A 17,266-nucleotide genomic window follows, 5' to 3' on the forward strand; every position below is an offset into this window, starting at 1 on the left:
TAAAGACTCTTTAAAATTGTGACTGTGATAGTCCATTTTAAGTTATATATCTGAGGCCACAGTGAATATTTTTCAAGGCCAGTGTAGTAAGTCAATGTCTTTTGAGGTTGTAAATGGAAACCATCGATAAAATTAAACAGCAAATTTCTGAAAACCCAATCCTTTTATACATGAAAGGATCACCAAAATTACCTAACTGTGGTTTTTCTTCTCAAGCATCACAAGCTTTAATGGCGTGTGGTGAACCGTTTGCTTACGTTGACATTCTTCTTAATCCAGATATTCGTGCAGAGTTACCTGCTTACGCTAATTGGCCAACATTCCCACAACTTTGGGTTGAAGGTGAATTAATTGGTGGCTGTGACATTATCATCGAAATGTTTCAACGTGGTGAATTACAACCATTAATCACAGAAACAGCAGCAAAGTACAAAGAACAAGACGCTGAGTAATCTTACTTAGTTTGCCGAGAAAGCCGCATAAGCGGCTTTTTTATTGTGCTAAAATCACATGCACACTTAAGCCACCTTGCTCGCGGTTGTGAAGGCTAATTTGCCCGTGATGTGCTTCAACTATTTCTCGGCACAGCGCTAGCCCTAAACCACTGCCTGTCGATTTAGTGGAGTAAAAGGGGATCAGTGCATTCGCCATTACAGTTTCGCTCATGCCTTTGCCTCTGTCGCTCACAGTAATGTGGGTGCTGGCCATTTCTTGTTGAATACTCAGACTGATGTCTTCAGGTTTAGTACCCGATTCGTACGCATTTTTTAATAAATTAATCAGCAGTTGCTCAAGCTGAGTATGATCGGCTTGTGTATTTACGTTATCGCCAAGAGTAATATTGACTTGCCATTGGCTTTTTAATTGCTCGACGATTGATGGCCAGTTAATCGCTGATAACTGAGGAGTGGGTAATTTGGCAAATTTACCATAGCCTTGAACAAATTCGTTAAGGTGTTTGATCCGGTCTTCAATGGTGGTGAATACGCGTTTTAAACGAGGCTCGTCGACTTCTTTTGTTAATAACTGTGCGCTGTGGAGCATTGATGACATTGGGCCCAGCGAATTATTGAGTTCGTGGCTGATGATACGGATTACTTTTTTCCATACTTCAACCTCTTGGCGGCTGAGTTCCCGTGTGAGCTGTTTGAACACATACAGTTGGTGGTATTGATTATTAAGTAATAAGCGGCCCGTTGCCATATGCCAAGTTTGTGATTCTTGTTCCGTTTTATCGAGGGTAAATAAGCCATCAATCCCTTTGTTGATAGCACGTGTCAGTTGTTCAGAGCAGGTACTAATCACATTTTCTAGATTAAGTCCTTCGATAGCTGATTTTGCTTCAAACAAGCTACGAGCACTGTGATTACTGTAAACAATAAAACCTTGATCGTTAATAAGTAGCACCGCTTGCTCAGAGCTTTGCAGTACTTTGTCGAGCATTAATTCACGCTGGTATATCCATTGCTTTTCTTGGCGAAGTTGCTTTGCTGTTTGGTTATAAAGTCGGCATAAGTCACCCAGTTCATCTTTGCTATCATAGGCCAAAAGGGTGGCCAGTTCACCGTCTTTAAAGTTAAGCAATCCAGATTCAAGAGACGCTATACCGTCAGCTAAAGGGCGGCTTAACTGGTACGCCAAAAGGCCAGCTAGCAAGGCGCAACCAATGACCGCAAGCAAAGTATATAACCCAGGAAGAGCAGCAAAATAGCTTACCAGTAATAGAGGGACTACCGCTGCAACAACACACAATAGAATAATCTTATTTCTTAACATTAGTAATCTATCTTAAATTTATCGAGTCTGCGATACAGCGCTTGTCGGCTAAGACCAAAATGTCGCGCAACTTTAGCAATCACCCCTTGGTGTTCGCGCATTGCCAGTTCAATATCGTGCTTTGTCGGTTCACTTTTGGGTGATGTCGCTTTAGTGGTATCGACGTTTAAGCCAAAGTCGGCAAGTTCAATATTGCCAGTTGGTTTTAATACGGCAGCCCGTTTACACGCATTTTCAAGTTCACGTACATTACCCGGCCACGGATGGGCAAGCAGGGCTTTCTCGGTGCTTAGAGACACACTGCGATGTGGTAAAAAGTGTGCCACTAGGGCAAGAATATCATCGGGTCTGTCAGCTAGGCTAGGCAGGTTTAACTCAATAACATTGAGGCGATAATATAAATCTTCACGAAAATGACCCGCTTTAATCGCGTGCGTTAAATCTTCGTTTGTTGCTGATATAACCCGCACATTTACTTTTCGAGTTTGCGTTGATCCTAAACGCTCAAATTCACCGGTTTGCAGAATACGTAATAGTTTCATTTGACCGGACAACGGTAGGTTGCCTATTTCGTCTAAAAATAATGTGCCCCCATCGGCGGCTTCAAAACGGCCAATGCGTTGCTTGGTGATACCTGTGTACGCGCCAGCTTCAGCGCCAAACAATTCAGCTTCAATGAGTTCATTTGGCAATGCACCGGCGTTAACAGTGATAAAAGGATGGTCTGCAAGCAGAGAGTTGGCTTGGATTATCTGTGCTATGCGCTCTTTGCCACTGCCATTTGGGCCAGTGATAAGCACTGATATGTCTGACTTTGCCACCTGAATAGCAAGATTAACAATATGCTCCATCGCTGTGCTTTTATAAATAAGGCCGACAAGGTTGGCAGTTTTAATAGAATCTTCGCGTTCTTGCTGGTGGCGTGCGAAAGTTTCATTTTGTTGTTTCGCTTTACCAAGTTCGAGTAAATTATTGATACAAGTCAGCAGTTTTGTATCGTCCCACGGCTTTGGTAAATAGTCTGCGGCACCCGCCTTTACAAGCTCAACAGCTGTTGCAAGCTCGGTCCATGCGGTGATTAAGATAATAGGCAGTAATGGGTTTATATTGCGTAAGTCATAAAACAGCGCCTTGCCTTCTTCACCCGAGGTGGTGTCGGCGGTAAAGTTCATATCTTGAATAACTAATGAAATACGCTGGTACTGTACTGCTTGGATTGCTTCAAATGGGGTGCTTGCAGTAACCACGGTATAATTGTGGATCTCTAATAATAATGACAAGGCGTCTAATATCGCGGGGTTGTCATCAACAATAAGTATTTTTTCCATATTATTATTTTTTTGCTGTTTTCCTAAATATGTTAAGTAAGTCCGGTGCAAGAGCCAACTTAAGTGTGTACTTATAAATGCTACACTGTAAATCCAGTGTAGCATAGCTTGGGAGAACTAAATGGTGCGTGTTGCAATGCTGGGTGAAATGTTCGCAGCTCGTTTGGCTGGCGCAAGAACCGCAAGCAAACTCATAATAAACACAGCGCTTGCAGTGGCAATTACATAACGCACATCTAACTGAGCAATCGAGAAATGTTGCATCAGTAATTGGCCTAAATACATCGCTGCTATCATGCCTATTACTAAACCTACACTGCAAATCATGGCATTTTCGACTAAAAAGTAGCTAATAATGGCGGACTTTCTTGCTCCAAGAGCACGGCGAGTCCCAATTTGTTTCGTGCGTTTACTAATATTAAAGAGTGTAAGACCAAAGATACCCAGCGCAGTGACCAACACTAAAATTGTGATTAAAACAATTAACATACGCATCATAAGCGTGTCTTCAGCCATGTACTGCTCTTTGTCTTCATCAAGGCCGCGAATGCGCGAGATAACGCGTTTGTTGTAGTTTTTAAGCATGGCTTCTTCAACACGGTTCATTACAGACTGGCGTTGCCCAGGCTCTGTTCTTACGACAAAGCGTGCATTGCTACCTGCTTTAATGAACGGAATTAATGCCACATTATCTGGGCGACTATCTTTAAGCCATGGGCCTTTCATTACATCGACAATACCAATAATTTTTAAAGGAATATCACCAAAGTAAATAGATTGACCTAAGCCATTACCATCAGGGAAAAGCTCATCAGATAGACTTTTACTCACCACGATGACCTTCGAAAGCTCATCGTAATTCTCTGTTACGATCACTTCGTCTTCGCTGTAATTACGCCCAGCAATTAAGTTAACACCGTACGTGTTAATGCCGTGCTCGTCGATAAACATATATGAGCTACGTGCTGATTTACTCTCTTGTGGCGCCGGTTTTAAACTAAAGTCAGATGATGAACCACTGCCCGAAAGAGGTGTGGTACTAGAGTAAGCAGCATCAACCACCCCAGGAATTTGACGTAACATAGCTTCATCAAGCTCGTATTGTTGGCTTGGCGAGGTGTCTTGTCCGAACATCATCACATTAAAAATAAAAATGTCTTGTTCTGGGTAGCCTGTTTCTTGGCTTAAATAGCTAATTCTATCTTGAATAATAAACGCGGCGTTACTGACGATTGCTGTGGTAATGGCAATTTGAATTAGTAACAGAATAGCCCCTACCTTTGAGCGGCATAAGGCATGAAATATAGGTTTAATTTCTAACATAACACAGTTCCTTATTGGCTCTTAAGGTAAATAGCAGGGTTGGTTTTACACACCAGCCACGCAGGGTAAAGACCTGCGATTACACAGGTGCTAATTGCTATTACAGGGGCGCTAAGTAACATGGTTAAATCCATGGTGGCTAAGCTTTGATAGTAGCTGTAGCTTTGGCGCACACCTAAAAGTCCCACTTGGGCTAAAATAACCCCGAAAATACCGCCTAAAAATCCGAGCATGGCCACTTCGACAATGTGTTGAAAGAAAATTTGGCGTTTGCTTGCGCCTAAAGCTCTGCGTACGCCAACCTCTGGCGCACGGCGAAGAAATTTAGCCAGTAATAAGCCTAGAATATTTGCCAAACATACCGCTAAAAACATAAAGCTTAGGCCAACGAGAATTTCGTTATCTTCACTTACCACATTGTTGTATTCCATCCATTCGTTTACATCACGCAATTTCGCTTCAAGCTTTTCGCGGTTAAAGCGACCACGCTTTTGCTGTTCTTGCATATAAGCCATTAAGAAATCTTCATAGGCTTGCTTTTCTGCGGGTGTTTTTAGTTCGACCCAAAATTGCAGCCAAACTAATTCAGAATTAAGCTTGTCGTTAAACGTATTGGTTTTTTCGTGCTTCCAGCCGTTTGTATTGCCCCAGTTTTCAAGCTCACGTGCTTTTAATAAGCTAAAAGGCAGGTAGAGTTGTTCGGTTTTATTAAATGCGCCGTTATTTAAATCGTAATATTTGGTCGTAATATTCCAGTCATCCATAACCCCAACCACTTCATAGCTTGCATCATCAAGGTAGATAATTTTGCCAACTGAGTTTTCTCCTGCAAATAGTTTGTCGTTGAGCTTTTTACTGATAACGACTACAGGTGCAGCAGTTGCTTCTTGTTGCTGACTCCACACGCCACCGTATAAAAATGATAAGTTAAACATGTCGAAGAAGTCGGGGGTTGTTAAACGCGCCTGACCAATAAATGGTTTTACGGTATCGGAGTCTAAATAAACAGAAAACCCAGTGCGCACCATCGTGACGCGCTTACCACCGGCTTCTGCCTTATTTAAATTAACCGCGTCTTGATAGGTTAATTGCATTGGTAAATTATCTTTTGTCCACCAAGTTGAACCCTCGTCCATTATTTGCAATTGCACACTGTATAGTTGGCTACTCTTTTGCGGGATCGGATCGGCAGACATCATGTGATACACCGACAAGCTCGTCATCGTTACACCAATGCCAATGGCAATCGCTAATACCATTAAAAAACTCACTAAGGGCGTGCGCTTAAAGCTTCGCCAACTTAAATCTAGATAATGAAGGAACATGACTATACTCCTGCCGCTTTGAGGTTTTGCGTGCCTTGGTAAAGCGTGAAATCGGCAAGTTGACCGTCCACCACTTGGATATTACGCGGGGCTCTTCGGGCAAGTTCAGGGTCGTGAGTAACCATGACAATGGTGGCGCCATCACGATTAATTTGTTCGAGCAATTCCATTACTTGGCGCGCCATTAAGCTGTCTAGGTTACCCGTTGGCTCATCGGCAAGTAAAAAACGGGGTTCACCCGCAAGTGCTCTGGCAATGGCCACGCGTTGCTGTTGCCCACCTGAAAGTTGTTGCGGTAAATGCTTAGCACGTGACGCTAAACCTACTTGCTCTAAACATTGTTCAATACGACGTTTACGCTCAGCAGCTTTAATTCCTCGATATCGCAGAGGTACTTCAATATTTTCGTATAGATTTAAATCAGGTATCAGATTAAACCCCTGGAAGATAAAGCCTATTTTTTGGTTCCGTAAATCAGCACGCTGATTATCGTTTAGACCACCTACATCAATACCATCTAAAAGATACTGGCCTTCTGAAAACGGTTCTAGCATACCGGCAATATTTAAAAAGGTCGTTTTGCCTGAACCACTCGGGCCAGTAACAGCAATAAATTCACCTTCTTCTACATGGAGATTGAAATCACGTAATGCATGAGTTTGTACCATGTCTGTTTGATACACTTTGCTGATGTTGTTCATTGTAAGCATAATAATTATTCCTTGTTGCTGTTAGCGTAATACGAGAGTCTGTGCTTGTTTATAACGGTCGTAGTTAGAGATGATTAGCTTGTCGCCTGGTTTTACCCCTTCTAACAGTTCAACGGCATTGATACTGCTAGCACCTGTTTTTATATCGATTAAATAGGCCATGTCGCCGTCTACTTTATAGGCGCGGGTACCGCCTTGTTGTAAAAACGCACCACGTTTAACTTGTAAAACATTGTCGCGGTTCTCCAAAAGAATGCGTGCGGTTAAACGTTGGTTTTGGCGAATGCCGGTAATTTCTTTATCGAAGCGAACACGTGTTGTGACTTCACGGTTATTCACCTCCGGCGAGATTGCTGATAATGTCCCCATGACTTGGCGGGCACCGAGAGTTAATTCTACTTGCATGCCAAGGCCTAGCTCATTGGCATAGCTTTCAGGTACTTGCAACTGTGCTTCAAAATTACTTAAGTCAACCAGTGTCATTAATGGTTGGCTTTGTGTAACCGCTTCTTTAGGTTGCACGAGTAAATTACCGACAATGCCACTGACGCTGGCTTTAATTGTTAACTCATTAACTTGGCGTAATAAGTCATCCACAATGAGCTGTTGACGAGCAAGGTCTCGCTCTGCAGCTTTTAGCTCGAATGCCAGTGTGTCTTTAGCAAGGCTGACTTCTTGTTCTGCATGCTTGAAGGAGAGTTTCGCGCGAGCTAAATCGTCAACGGCTTTTTCTAAATCGATCTGACTTATAAGGTGCTTCTCGATAGATAATTGCGCGCGGCGGTTTTCTCTATCAGCGGCATTTAGCTCTACCTGTGCCAAATCAAGTGCTTTTGTTAAGCTTAATTTTTGTCTACGTGCTTCAAGTTGCTTTCGTTGTAATTCGCCATCTAAACGCGCCAACACAGATTGTTGTTGTTTTAATTCATTGGTAAGCTCTGGGCTTTTAACCACAGCAATAATTTCGTTTGCTTCAACACTGTCGCCAGCCTTTACGTTAAGATCGACAAAGCCGCGCTCGGGGCTGTAAACTTTAGGTGCATTAGCCGCGACAATTTTCCCGCTTGCTGCCACATCTCTAATTAAGGTTTGCTGAGTCACTTCACTTATTTGTAAGCTGGCTTTATCAACAGACACACTCCCATCGTTGCTCGCAAAGAGTGCTTGAAAGCCAAGGGCACTCACAATAAGAACACTCACAGTGAACAACAGTGGTTTTTTAATGTTTCTTTTTTTAGCCACGGTTATATCTTGGGCACTGGTATCTTTAATCATCATACTTCCTTACGATTCTCAAAAAATATAATCATGAAGCCAATGGCAATCATGGTAAGTGGTGATGTCATAAACAAACTCATAGTGAACATGTTTCGATCCTCTAATTCGATAATGTCCTATCTATACCAATAGTGTGCCAATATTTAACTTGCTGATTTTTAATGTTTTTATTTTTATTTGAGGTTTTTATTCTGTCCGCGGACAGAAAAAGTGTCCGCAGCGGACACTATTTAAAGTGCATTGGTTGACGCAGAGGTAAACACCTAAAGGTAAGTAAGACTAAGGTCGGCTGCTAAAAAGTGCTATTTGTAACTAAGCTTAATGTATTGGTAAATATTTAAGCAGCTAACAGCTGAGAGAGCGCAAAATAACTGCATTACTATGCATGATTTGAATATTTATGCAAAATGAGTTGTCAGTTTACGTTAACGTAAACTATCCGTTTTCAGGATGGTTTTTTACAAACTGTTAAAATTGACACCAGTGTCATAAAAAAATAATGGTTAAATAGCGTCTAAATGTAAAAAAATAGCATAGACTTTAAAGTGCGTCCTCAAGTGAGAAATATTCATAAATATGAATATGTATTCAAAACTCTATTGACTCATGGTTTATTTGGCGATAGTTTTGTTCGTCTACTAGCACTGTCACAAAAGACTGAACCGCTAGTCGTTGTAGCAAGGGGAGGGGTCTATGTTATACGACTCAAAATTAGAAAAAGATAATTGTGGCTTTGGCTTAATCGCCCAGGTCAATGGTCAGGCGAGTCATCGCTTGATTCGAACCGCAATCACAGGCCTAGATCGCATGGAACACCGTGGTGGTATTTCTGCTGATGGTAAAACAGGTGATGGCTGTGGTTTATTAATGCAAAAACCCGATAGTTTCTTTCGTGCAATTGCCAGTGAACACGATTGGCATTTAGGGAAGAACTACGCAGTCGGCATGGTGTTTTTAAATGCCGATCCCGTGCTTGCACAGACTGCTAAAGATGTTTTGAGTGAAGAGCTCGAAAAAGAAACCTTAAATATTCAAGGATGGCGAGTCGTTCCGACAGACGCATCTTGTTTAGGGCCAATTGCAAAAAAACAACTACCTGGCTTTGAACAAATTTTTGTCAGCGCACCTGAGGGCTGGCGTCCAAAAGATTTAGAACGTCGTTTGTATGTTGCGCGTCGCCGTGCAGAAAAGCGTCTAGAAAATGATGAGCATTTCTATATTGCGAGCTTGTCTGGCTTGGTAACGGTTTACAAAGGCTTGATGATGCCTGTGGATTTACCGAATTTTTACCTCGATTTAGCTGACATGCGCATGACGAGTGCGATTTGTGTATTTCATCAGCGTTTTTCTACCAATACACAACCTCGTTGGCCATTGGCGCAGCCGTTCCGCTATTTAGCGCATAACGGCGAAATTAATACCATCCAAGGTAACCGCCAGTGGGCACGTGCCCGTGCTTATAAATTTGCATCTCCACTGATCCCTGATTTGCAATCAGCAGCCCCATTTGTCAACGAAAGTGGCTCTGATTCATCAAGCTTAGATAACATGCTTGAATTGTTCTTAGCGGGTGGTATGGATTTATTCCGTGCGATGCGTATGCTTGTTCCGCCTGCATGGCAGAAAAACCGAGCCATGGATGACGATTTACGTGCTTTCTACGACTTTAACTCTATGCATATGGAACCATGGGATGGCCCTGCTGGTATTGTTATGTCTGATGGTCGTTTTGCGGCCTGTAACCTTGATCGAAATGGCCTTCGTCCAGCGCGTTATGTCATTACGCAAGATGGATTTATTACGCTTGCTTCTGAGGTGGGTATTTGGGATTACGCGCCAGACGAAGTGGTTGAAAAAGGACGAGTTGGTCCGGGTGAATTATTAGTAATTGATACTCACCAAGGTAAAATTTGGCACTCTGACGAAATTGACCAAGATCTTAAATCACGTCACCCGTATAAAGCGTGGCTAGAAGCTAACGTTAAGCGTTTGACTCCGTTCGAAAAACTGGCTGAAAAAGATGCAGGTAATCGCTCGTTTGATGACGAAACACTGCTGAAATATCAAAAAATGTTTGGCTTTACTAACGAAGAACTCGACAGTGTTGTTCGTGTCATGGGCGAAAACGGTCAAGAAGCAACGGGCTCAATGGGTGATGACACCCCATTTGCCGTGCTGTCTGAAGGGCACCGTTCATTATTTGATTACTTCCGTCAAAAGTTTGCACAAGTAACCAATCCACCGATTGATCCTCTGCGTGAGAATCATGTTATGTCACTTGCCACGTGTATTGGTAGTGAGCAAAACGTGTTCAATGAAACCACGGGTCATGCGAAACGTCTGCAATTTGAAACACCGATTTTGATGTACGCAGACATGAAACAGCTGTTAAGTGCTGACCAAGCGCATTACAGCTACTGCAAAATTGATATTACTTACACAGCCGAAGAAGGCCTTGAAAAAGCGATCACACGTATTTGTGACGAAGCGCAAGAAAAAGCCGCATCAGGGTGTGTGATGTTAGTCTTGAGTGACCGTAACTTTAGTGAAACGCACCTACCCATTCCTGCTGCAATGGCGGTAGGCTCAATTCAAAAACGATTAGTTGATAATAACTTACGTTGTGAATCAAACATCATTATTGAATCAGGTAGCGTGCGAGATGCTCATCAATTTGCTGTGTTATTAGGCTTTGGTGCGACGGCGATTTACCCTTATTTGGCCTATGAATCGCTGGTTGCAATGAGCGATAAAAAAATTATCAACAAGAGCTATTGTGAAGTCACGTTGGCGTATCGTAATGCGATCAACAAAGGCCTTTACAAAATCATGTCGAAAATGGGGATCAGTACGGTTGCCTCATATCGTTGCTCGATGCTGTTTGAAGCGGTTGGTTTGTCAGAAGCGGTTATTGAAACCTGTTTCAATGGTGTAGCAAGCCGTATTAAAGGCGCGTGTTTTACTGACTTTGATGATGATCAACGTAAGCTTCATAAGCTCGCATTTAGTAAGCGCAAGTTATTAAGCCATGGTGGTTTATTAAAGTATGTTCACGGTGGTGAATATCATGCTTACAACCCTGATGTGATCCAAACCCTGCAAAAAGCAGTGCGTTCGGGTGAGTACAGTGATTACGTTGCCTACGCTGATTTAGTTAATAACCGCCCAATCACAAATTTACGTGACATGTTGGCGCTTAAAATTCCTGATGCCGGAATCAGTATCGATGATGTTGAACCAGCAACAGAGCTGTATAAGCGTTTTGACTCGGCGGCAATGAGTATTGGTGCACTATCACCTGAAGCACATGAAGCATTGGCTATTGCCATGAACCGCTTAGGAGGGTGTTCTAACTCAGGTGAAGGGGGTGAAGATAAACTTCGCTATGGCACCGAGAAAAATTCACGTATTAAACAGGTCGCCTCAGGCCGATTTGGTGTAACACCGCATTATTTACGCAGTGCTGATGTGATTCAAATTAAAGTAGCACAAGGTGCAAAGCCCGGTGAAGGAGGTCAGTTACCGGGTGAAAAAGTAACGCCTTATATCGCTAAACTGCGTTACTCAGTACCGGGTGTAACGTTGATTTCACCGCCACCGCATCATGATATTTACTCTATTGAAGATTTAGCCCAGCTAATTTTTGATTTGAAACAAGTGAATCCTGAAGCTCTAATTTCAGTGAAATTAGTGTCTGAACCCGGTGTCGGTACGATTGCAACGGGTGTAGCAAAAGCCTATGCAGACCTCATTACGATTGCGGGTTATGACGGTGGTACAGGTGCAAGCCCGCTTACTTCTGTTAAATATGCAGGCAGTCCTTGGGAGTTGGGCCTAGCTGAGACACAACAAGCTTTGGTTGAAAATGGCTTACGCCACCGTATTAGATTACAAACGGATGGTGGTTTGAAAACCGGTCTCGATATTATTAAAGCCGCTATTTTAGGTGCTGAAAGCTTTGGCTTTGGTACGGGTCCTATGGTGGCACTGGGTTGTAAATACTTGCGTATATGTCATTTAAATAACTGTGCGACTGGTGTAGCAACGCAGGACGATACACTTCGTCAGAAGCACTACCATGGCTTACCAGAAATGGCGATGAACTACTTTAAGTTTATTGCACAAGAAGCGCGTCTAATCATGGCAAGCTTAGGGGTAACCCATTTAACCGATTTAATTGGTCGCTTAGATTTACTTGAGGCGATTGAAGGTAAAACGCCGAAGCAAAAGAAAATTGATTTATCGTCAGTTGTGGCTGTGCCGAACAACCCAACCGGTGAAACCTTGTATTGCAGTGCGCCAAACAGCTCGCACTATTTAGGTCAGCTTAATGAAACCTTGCTTGATAAAGCCAAGCAAGCAATTGATGAAAAATCGGGTATTTCATTAGTGAGCCGCGTGTGTAATACAGACCGCTCTGTGGGGGCGATGCTATCAGGATACATTGCATCTAAGCACGGTAACCAAGGTATGGCTGCCGATCCTGTATCTATAGAGTTACACGGCACTGCAGGTCAGTCGTTTGGTGTATGGAATGCTGGAGGCCTAGAAATGACGTTGGTGGGTGACGCTAACGATTATGTTGGTAAAGGCATGGCAGGGGGCAAACTTGTCATTCGCCCACCAATGGGATCATCATTTGAAAGCCACAAAGCAACCATTGCAGGTAATACGTGCTTGTACGGTGCTACTGGCGGCAAATTGTTTGCAGCAGGATGTGCGGGTGAGCGTTTTGCTGTTCGTAACTCAGGTGTGCAAGCGGTTGTAGAAGGTGTGGGCGATAACGGCTGTGAATACATGACAGGCGGTGTTGTGTGTGTCCTTGGCAAAGTCGGTATTAACTTTGGTGCGGGGATGACGGGCGGTTTTGCTTATATTCTTGATGAAAGCAATGACTTTGAAAAACGCATTAACCCTGAGCTTGTTGAAATTGTTACGCTGGAAGATTTAGCGTCTCATCAAGAGCATCTTCGTGGTCTTATTGCAGAGCATTTAGAGCTAACGGGGTCTAACCGCGCTGAGCAGATTTTAGCGAACTTTGATTTATACATTCCGATGTTTAAATTGGTGAAGCCAAAATCAAGTGATGTAAAAAGTTTACTCGGACACCGAGCACGCAGTAGTGCAGAGCTTCGTGTTCAGGCTCAGTAAGGGGGTAGTATGAGCGAAAATGTATACCAGTTTATCGATGTACAACGTGTTGACCCGCGTAAAAAACCGATTTCGGCACGTAAACAATCATTCGTGGAAATTTACGAGCCGTTTTCTGAGACGCAAGTAAATTCACAAGCGGACCGTTGCTTAGATTGTGGTAACCCGTATTGTGAGTGGAAATGCCCAGTACATAACTATATACCGCAATGGTTAAAGCTAATTCGTACAGGCCGTATATTAGAAGCGGCTGAGCTGTCACATCGTACAAATAGTTTACCTGAGGTCTGCGGTCGAGTGTGTCCACAAGACCGCTTATGCGAAGGCTCATGTACACTTGACGAAGAGTTTGGTGCTGTAACAATTGGTAATATTGAAAAATATATTACAGACACTGCTTTTAAAATGGGCTGGAAACCAGATATGTCTTATGTGGTTTGGTCTGATAAAAAAGTGGCGATTATTGGTGCAGGTCCAGCCGGGTTAGGTTGTGCTGATATTCTAGTGCGTAATGGTGTTAAACCGGTGGTATTTGACCGTCACCCTGAGATAGGGGGGTTACTTACTTTCGGTATTCCTTCATTTAAGCTTGAAAAAGAAGTGATGCAGAAGCGTCGTGAAATTTTCACTGAAATGGGGGTTGAGTTTAAACTAAACACGGAAGTCGGTGTTGATATTACCCTAGATGAAATTCTTGCTGAATATGATGCAGTCTTTTTAGGCGTAGGGACCTATCAAAGTATGCGCGCAGGATTTGAAAATGAAGATGCCGATGGCGTACATGATGCTTTACCGTTCTTAATTGGTAACACAAATCGTGTTATGGGCTACGCTGAAGACAAGCAAGCTTATATTGATATGGCCAACGAAAAAGTGGTTGTATTGGGCGGGGGTGACACCGCAATGGACTGCGTAAGAACGTCAATTCGCCAAGGTGCAAGCAAAGTAACATGTGCTTATCGCCGTGATGAAGAAAACATGCCAGGCTCTAAACGTGAAGTTAAAAATGCCCGCGAAGAAGGGGTTGAGTTTACTTTTAACGTGCAACCTAAAGGCATTGTAGTTGACGAGCAAGGTAAAGTTGCAGGCGTAAGAATGGTCAAAACGCAACTGGGTGAACCAGATGAAAATGGCCGCCGTCGTGCTGAAGAAGTGGCTGGTTCAGAGCATGTGATAGAAGCCACTAAAGTGTTAATGGCATTTGGTTTTAAACCGCACAAAATGGATTGGCTTGAACCATATGGCGTTGAAATTAACCATTGGGGTGGTATTAATGCACCTGAACAAGGTGAATTTACCCACCAGACAACGAACCCTAAAATCTTCGCTGGTGGCGATATTGTTCGCGGCTCAGATTTGGTGGTAACGGCTATTTTTGAAGGTCGCAATGCGGCAGAAGGAATTATGGATTACCTAGAGGTGTAATAGCTATCTGCAATACTCCCCATTCATAATTTTGTATAGATATTAAAGCAAGCCTGCGGGCTTGCTTTTTTTGTGCTTGTAAAATATTGATTGCGTACGCAGGGGCTATTCCTAAAGCCTTATGAGGGTTTTCCCCTATATCGGTGAGTGTCACTCGCTGCGAGTATATGTTCTGTAGTTACAAAAAAGTAACAAACTAATCCAGGAGATAAACCAATGCGAACTAAACTTTCTAGTATACTCATCGGTCTTGGCATGGTTGGCAGCTTTGCCACTCAAGCACAAGCCTTACTAGGCCCAGAATTAGCAGAAAAATTATCAACAACAAGCCTAACTCAAAGCCTTACTGAACCAAGTATCAAAGTCATTATAAGCTTTAAAGATAAACAGCAGGTTTATAATGTAATGCAGTCACTCGGTGTGCCGTACTTAGCCTTAAAAGAATTACCCATGGTTGGCGCTACGCTGACTCCTTCACTCGTCACACAGTTACAAAATAACCCTGCCATTGAAAGTATTTATTATGATGCGCCACTGCGCTATTACAACTATAACTCGGGTGAGATCACTGGCGGTCATTTTGTACATGATAACTATTTATTTACAGGCAAAGGTGGCGTTGTGGCTGTACTCGATTCAGGAGTCGATGCGACACATCCCGATTTAGCTTACGGTGATAAAACCATTCAAAATGTAAAACTAATAAACGATCTTGATTTATACGGTTTGACCGCCGATATCGAAGGGTTACCAAACACCGATACATCATCAGGACATGGCACCCATGTTGCTGGCACTGTTGCGGGCAGTGGCACTGCTTCTGCGAATGATCCTACACGTGCTAATTTGCATGATGGCATTGCCCCAGATGCAAAGATTGTCGGTATTTCTGCTGGTGAAGCCATTTCAATTTTACATTCTTTAAAAGGCTTTGATTATGCATTAGCTAACCAGCACAAATACGATATTGATGTTATTACGAATAGTTGGGGAGGGGGAGCAGGAAGTAACTTCGACCCTAATAACCCTGTAAACAAAGCATCATTCGAAGCATACAAACGCGGCATGATTGTCACTTTTGCTGCGGGTAACGATGGCGACGGTGATGATACCCTCAATGTGTATGCCGTCGCTCCTTGGGTTATTGACGTCGCAGCAGGCACGCCGAATAGAATGCTGGCTGATTTTTCTAGCCGTGGTGTGCCAGGTGATGCGATTAAAACACCCGACATTACAGCACCTGGCTCAAGCATATATTCGACGCGAGCACTCAATACCCCTTTGCCCGCTTTAGGACCGGTCATCGATTTAGATAACCCTGATTATTATGTTTACTATGCGACGATGAGTGGCACGTCGATGGCAACCCCTTTTGTTGCAGGTGCTGCCACTGTGCTGCTTGAAGCAAACCCGCATTTATCGCCTGATCAAATTGACGAAATTTTAAAAGCCAGTGCCGATGACATGTTTGATGAAACAGGGCGACAGTACTTACCGCACGAAGTAGGGGCGGGTCATATTAATGTGAAAAAAGCAGTTGAGCTTGCATTACAAACTGAAGGTAATATGCGCCAGTTTTTAGCTGGAGACACTGAATTTTCGAGTCAAGGTGCTTGGCAGCAAGCAGACAACACTGCTGATAAAGTTTACTTTGCCGGCAAGTGGTCAGAAACAACGGATAGCAGTGCTTATAACGGCACACTGGCAAAAGCAAAAGGGCCTGGAAATATTGCTTATGTTGGCTTTAAAGGTGAGCGTGCGAAAATACACTTTGCGGCAACTAACCGAGGAGAGGTCAGTATATTAGTGGATGGAGTCGAGTATGAATCGTTGAGCGTCAGTGGTGAAAAAGGCGAAGCCATTACCGTGGCAATTAACCAATTAGACGACTCAGCACATACACTTGAAGTGCGCACTATATCAGGACAAGTCGCATTAGATCGATTCGAATTTGACGGTATTGTCACCCAGCCCGGTGTGTCATTTACTACACAGTTAATGCCAAGTATTGAGGGTACAATGGGACCATCAGTAAGTTTAGATCTTGCTGGGCTTGGTGTTGACCCAGCCTATAGCATTATTGAGCATTTAGTTTCAGTACCAGATAATGTTGTGGGCGTGACTGCAGTATTAAGTTGGCAACCATTTGCAGACCTTGATTTTTCAATAGCAAACAGTCAGGGAGAAGACCTCGCAAGCTCTGCGACACTTGATAACCCCGAAACAGCACAGTTATCGGTTACACAAGCTGGAGACTATATTTTCAAAGTAAAAGGGTATACCAGCGTCGTGACTAATTATCGTATCGACTGGCAGTTAGTCACTCAAGACTAATATAAACAGCGGGTAAACATTACGCTTACCCGCTAATTTCTTTAACTACGTTACCAATATTATAATTGCTTATTCTTATTAACCGACCCTGTTTAAAGCTATGTGTAACGATGGCTAAAAATCAGTAGGTTTTTTTTAAAATCAGAGAAAAAGCCCGACAAGTTAGAACAGACTACCAGCAGCCTGATAACGTGTTTTTTACTTTATTACTGTGTTGTTTTAGTAAAAAGTAAGCAAGGCTTACAACGATAAAATGACAAATCATTACAACAACAGACCAAACAGAAATTGTCTCTGATTGCTGGCTCACTATTACAAACAGTATGAGCATCATAGCTGCAGAAGCATATAAATATGTTTGTAAACGTTGTTTAAACCTTAGGTGCTTCCATCGGCTCCATAGCACCAAAAGCAGCGCCACGATAGGAAACGCAAATAAAGTGCATTGTAGTAGAGCGAACATATAATTTTGTGACACGACAGGTGTATATGACACAGAGGCGTGCAGTAAAGGTGAGCTTAAGCTCAATAATAACCCGCTTGCCAAGCCAAACTTACGTTGTTTATTCATTGTATAATCCGGTCAAAGGCTATGCACAATAGCCTTAATTACTTA

The 17,266-nt window shown here is 43.0% G+C and carries 11 protein-coding genes; 4 read left to right on the plus strand and 7 right to left on the minus strand.

Annotated elements, in window-relative coordinates:
- The first annotated feature begins 113 nt into the window (after positions 1-113).
- Positions 114-452 (plus strand): Grx4 family monothiol glutaredoxin, encoded by a 339-nt coding sequence (locus tag JIG41_RS18340; RefSeq protein ID WP_036967616.1) that lies wholly within the window; start codon positions 114-116, stop codon positions 450-452.
- A gap of 40 nt (positions 453-492) precedes the next feature.
- On the opposite strand, the gene JIG41_RS18345 is transcribed toward JIG41_RS18340, so the two are convergent.
- From JIG41_RS18345 to JIG41_RS18370, 6 genes are all read right to left on the minus strand, one after another.
- The gene (locus JIG41_RS18345; protein WP_075594378.1) at positions 493-1,776 is read right to left on the minus strand and encodes a PAS domain-containing sensor histidine kinase; all 1,284 of its coding nucleotides are present in this window, start codon (positions 1,774-1,776) and stop codon (positions 493-495) included.
- Positions 1,776-3,104: a sigma-54 dependent transcriptional regulator gene (locus JIG41_RS18350; RefSeq protein WP_065978708.1), complete on the minus strand. Its 1,329-nt coding sequence runs from the start codon at positions 3,102-3,104 to the stop codon at positions 1,776-1,778. Before JIG41_RS18350 ends, JIG41_RS18345 begins: the two co-directional genes overlap by 1 nt.
- A gap of 117 nt (positions 3,105-3,221) precedes the next feature.
- On the minus strand, positions 3,222-4,427 hold the full coding sequence (locus tag JIG41_RS18355; RefSeq protein WP_036967624.1) for an ABC transporter permease: 1,206 nt from the start codon (positions 4,425-4,427) through the stop codon (positions 3,222-3,224).
- An 11-nt stretch (positions 4,428-4,438) separates the two neighbouring features.
- A complete protein-coding gene (locus JIG41_RS18360; protein WP_036967626.1) occupies positions 4,439-5,752 on the minus strand; it encodes an ABC transporter permease in 1,314 nt (437 codons plus the stop codon).
- A gap of 2 nt (positions 5,753-5,754) precedes the next feature.
- The gene (locus JIG41_RS18365; RefSeq protein ID WP_036967628.1) at positions 5,755-6,462 is read right to left on the minus strand and encodes an ABC transporter ATP-binding protein; all 708 of its coding nucleotides are present in this window, start codon (positions 6,460-6,462) and stop codon (positions 5,755-5,757) included.
- Positions 6,463-6,483: 21 nt separating this feature from the next.
- Positions 6,484-7,737: an efflux RND transporter periplasmic adaptor subunit gene (locus JIG41_RS18370; RefSeq protein WP_199525245.1), complete on the minus strand. Its 1,254-nt coding sequence runs from the start codon at positions 7,735-7,737 to the stop codon at positions 6,484-6,486.
- A 696-nt stretch (positions 7,738-8,433) separates the two neighbouring features.
- Between JIG41_RS18370 and gltB the strand changes: the two genes are divergently transcribed.
- From gltB to JIG41_RS18385, 3 genes are all read left to right on the plus strand, one after another.
- A complete protein-coding gene (gene gltB / locus JIG41_RS18375; protein WP_036967633.1) occupies positions 8,434-12,891 on the plus strand; it encodes a glutamate synthase large subunit in 4,458 nt (1,485 codons plus the stop codon).
- Between the two features lie 9 nt (positions 12,892-12,900).
- A complete protein-coding gene (locus JIG41_RS18380) occupies positions 12,901-14,316 on the plus strand; it encodes an FAD-dependent oxidoreductase (RefSeq protein WP_065978706.1) in 1,416 nt (471 codons plus the stop codon).
- A gap of 216 nt (positions 14,317-14,532) precedes the next feature.
- Complete coding sequence (locus tag JIG41_RS18385; protein WP_199525218.1) at positions 14,533-16,650, plus strand: S8 family serine peptidase; 2,118 nt, start codon at positions 14,533-14,535, stop codon at positions 16,648-16,650.
- 172 nt (positions 16,651-16,822) lie between these two features.
- Here the strand turns inward: JIG41_RS18385 and JIG41_RS18390 are convergent, their stop codons facing one another.
- Positions 16,823-17,221 carry a hypothetical protein gene (locus JIG41_RS18390; protein ID WP_036967641.1) on the minus strand — a complete coding sequence of 133 codons (399 nt, stop codon included), beginning with the start codon at positions 17,219-17,221 and terminating at the stop codon, positions 16,823-16,825.
- Positions 17,222-17,266 lie beyond the last annotated feature (45 nt).

This window comes from Pseudoalteromonas sp. bablab_jr011, from assembly GCF_016464045.1.
In the GTDB taxonomy this organism is placed as follows: domain Bacteria; phylum Pseudomonadota; class Gammaproteobacteria; order Enterobacterales; family Alteromonadaceae; genus Pseudoalteromonas; species Pseudoalteromonas lipolytica.

Coding starts and splice junctions, on each gene's coding strand:
- JIG41_RS18340 (WP_036967616.1), top strand. CDS start 114: ATGGAAACCATCGATAAAATTAAACAGCAAATTTCTGAAAACCCAATC.
- JIG41_RS18390 (WP_036967641.1), bottom strand. CDS start 17,221: ATGAATAAACAACGTAAGTTTGGCTTGGCAAGCGGGTTATTATTGAGC.
- JIG41_RS18355 (WP_036967624.1), bottom strand. CDS start 4,427: ATGTTAGAAATTAAACCTATATTTCATGCCTTATGCCGCTCAAAGGTA.
- JIG41_RS18345 (WP_075594378.1), bottom strand. CDS start 1,776: ATGTTAAGAAATAAGATTATTCTATTGTGTGTTGTTGCAGCGGTAGTC.
- JIG41_RS18365 (WP_036967628.1), bottom strand. CDS start 6,462: ATGCTTACAATGAACAACATCAGCAAAGTGTATCAAACAGACATGGTA.
- JIG41_RS18370 (WP_199525245.1), bottom strand. CDS start 7,737: ATGATTAAAGATACCAGTGCCCAAGATATAACCGTGGCTAAAAAAAGA.
- JIG41_RS18360 (WP_036967626.1), bottom strand. CDS start 5,752: ATGTTCCTTCATTATCTAGATTTAAGTTGGCGAAGCTTTAAGCGCACG.
- JIG41_RS18350 (WP_065978708.1), bottom strand. CDS start 3,104: ATGGAAAAAATACTTATTGTTGATGACAACCCCGCGATATTAGACGCC.
- gltB (WP_036967633.1), top strand. CDS start 8,434: ATGTTATACGACTCAAAATTAGAAAAAGATAATTGTGGCTTTGGCTTA.
- JIG41_RS18385 (WP_199525218.1), top strand. CDS start 14,533: ATGCGAACTAAACTTTCTAGTATACTCATCGGTCTTGGCATGGTTGGC.
- JIG41_RS18380 (WP_065978706.1), top strand. CDS start 12,901: ATGAGCGAAAATGTATACCAGTTTATCGATGTACAACGTGTTGACCCG.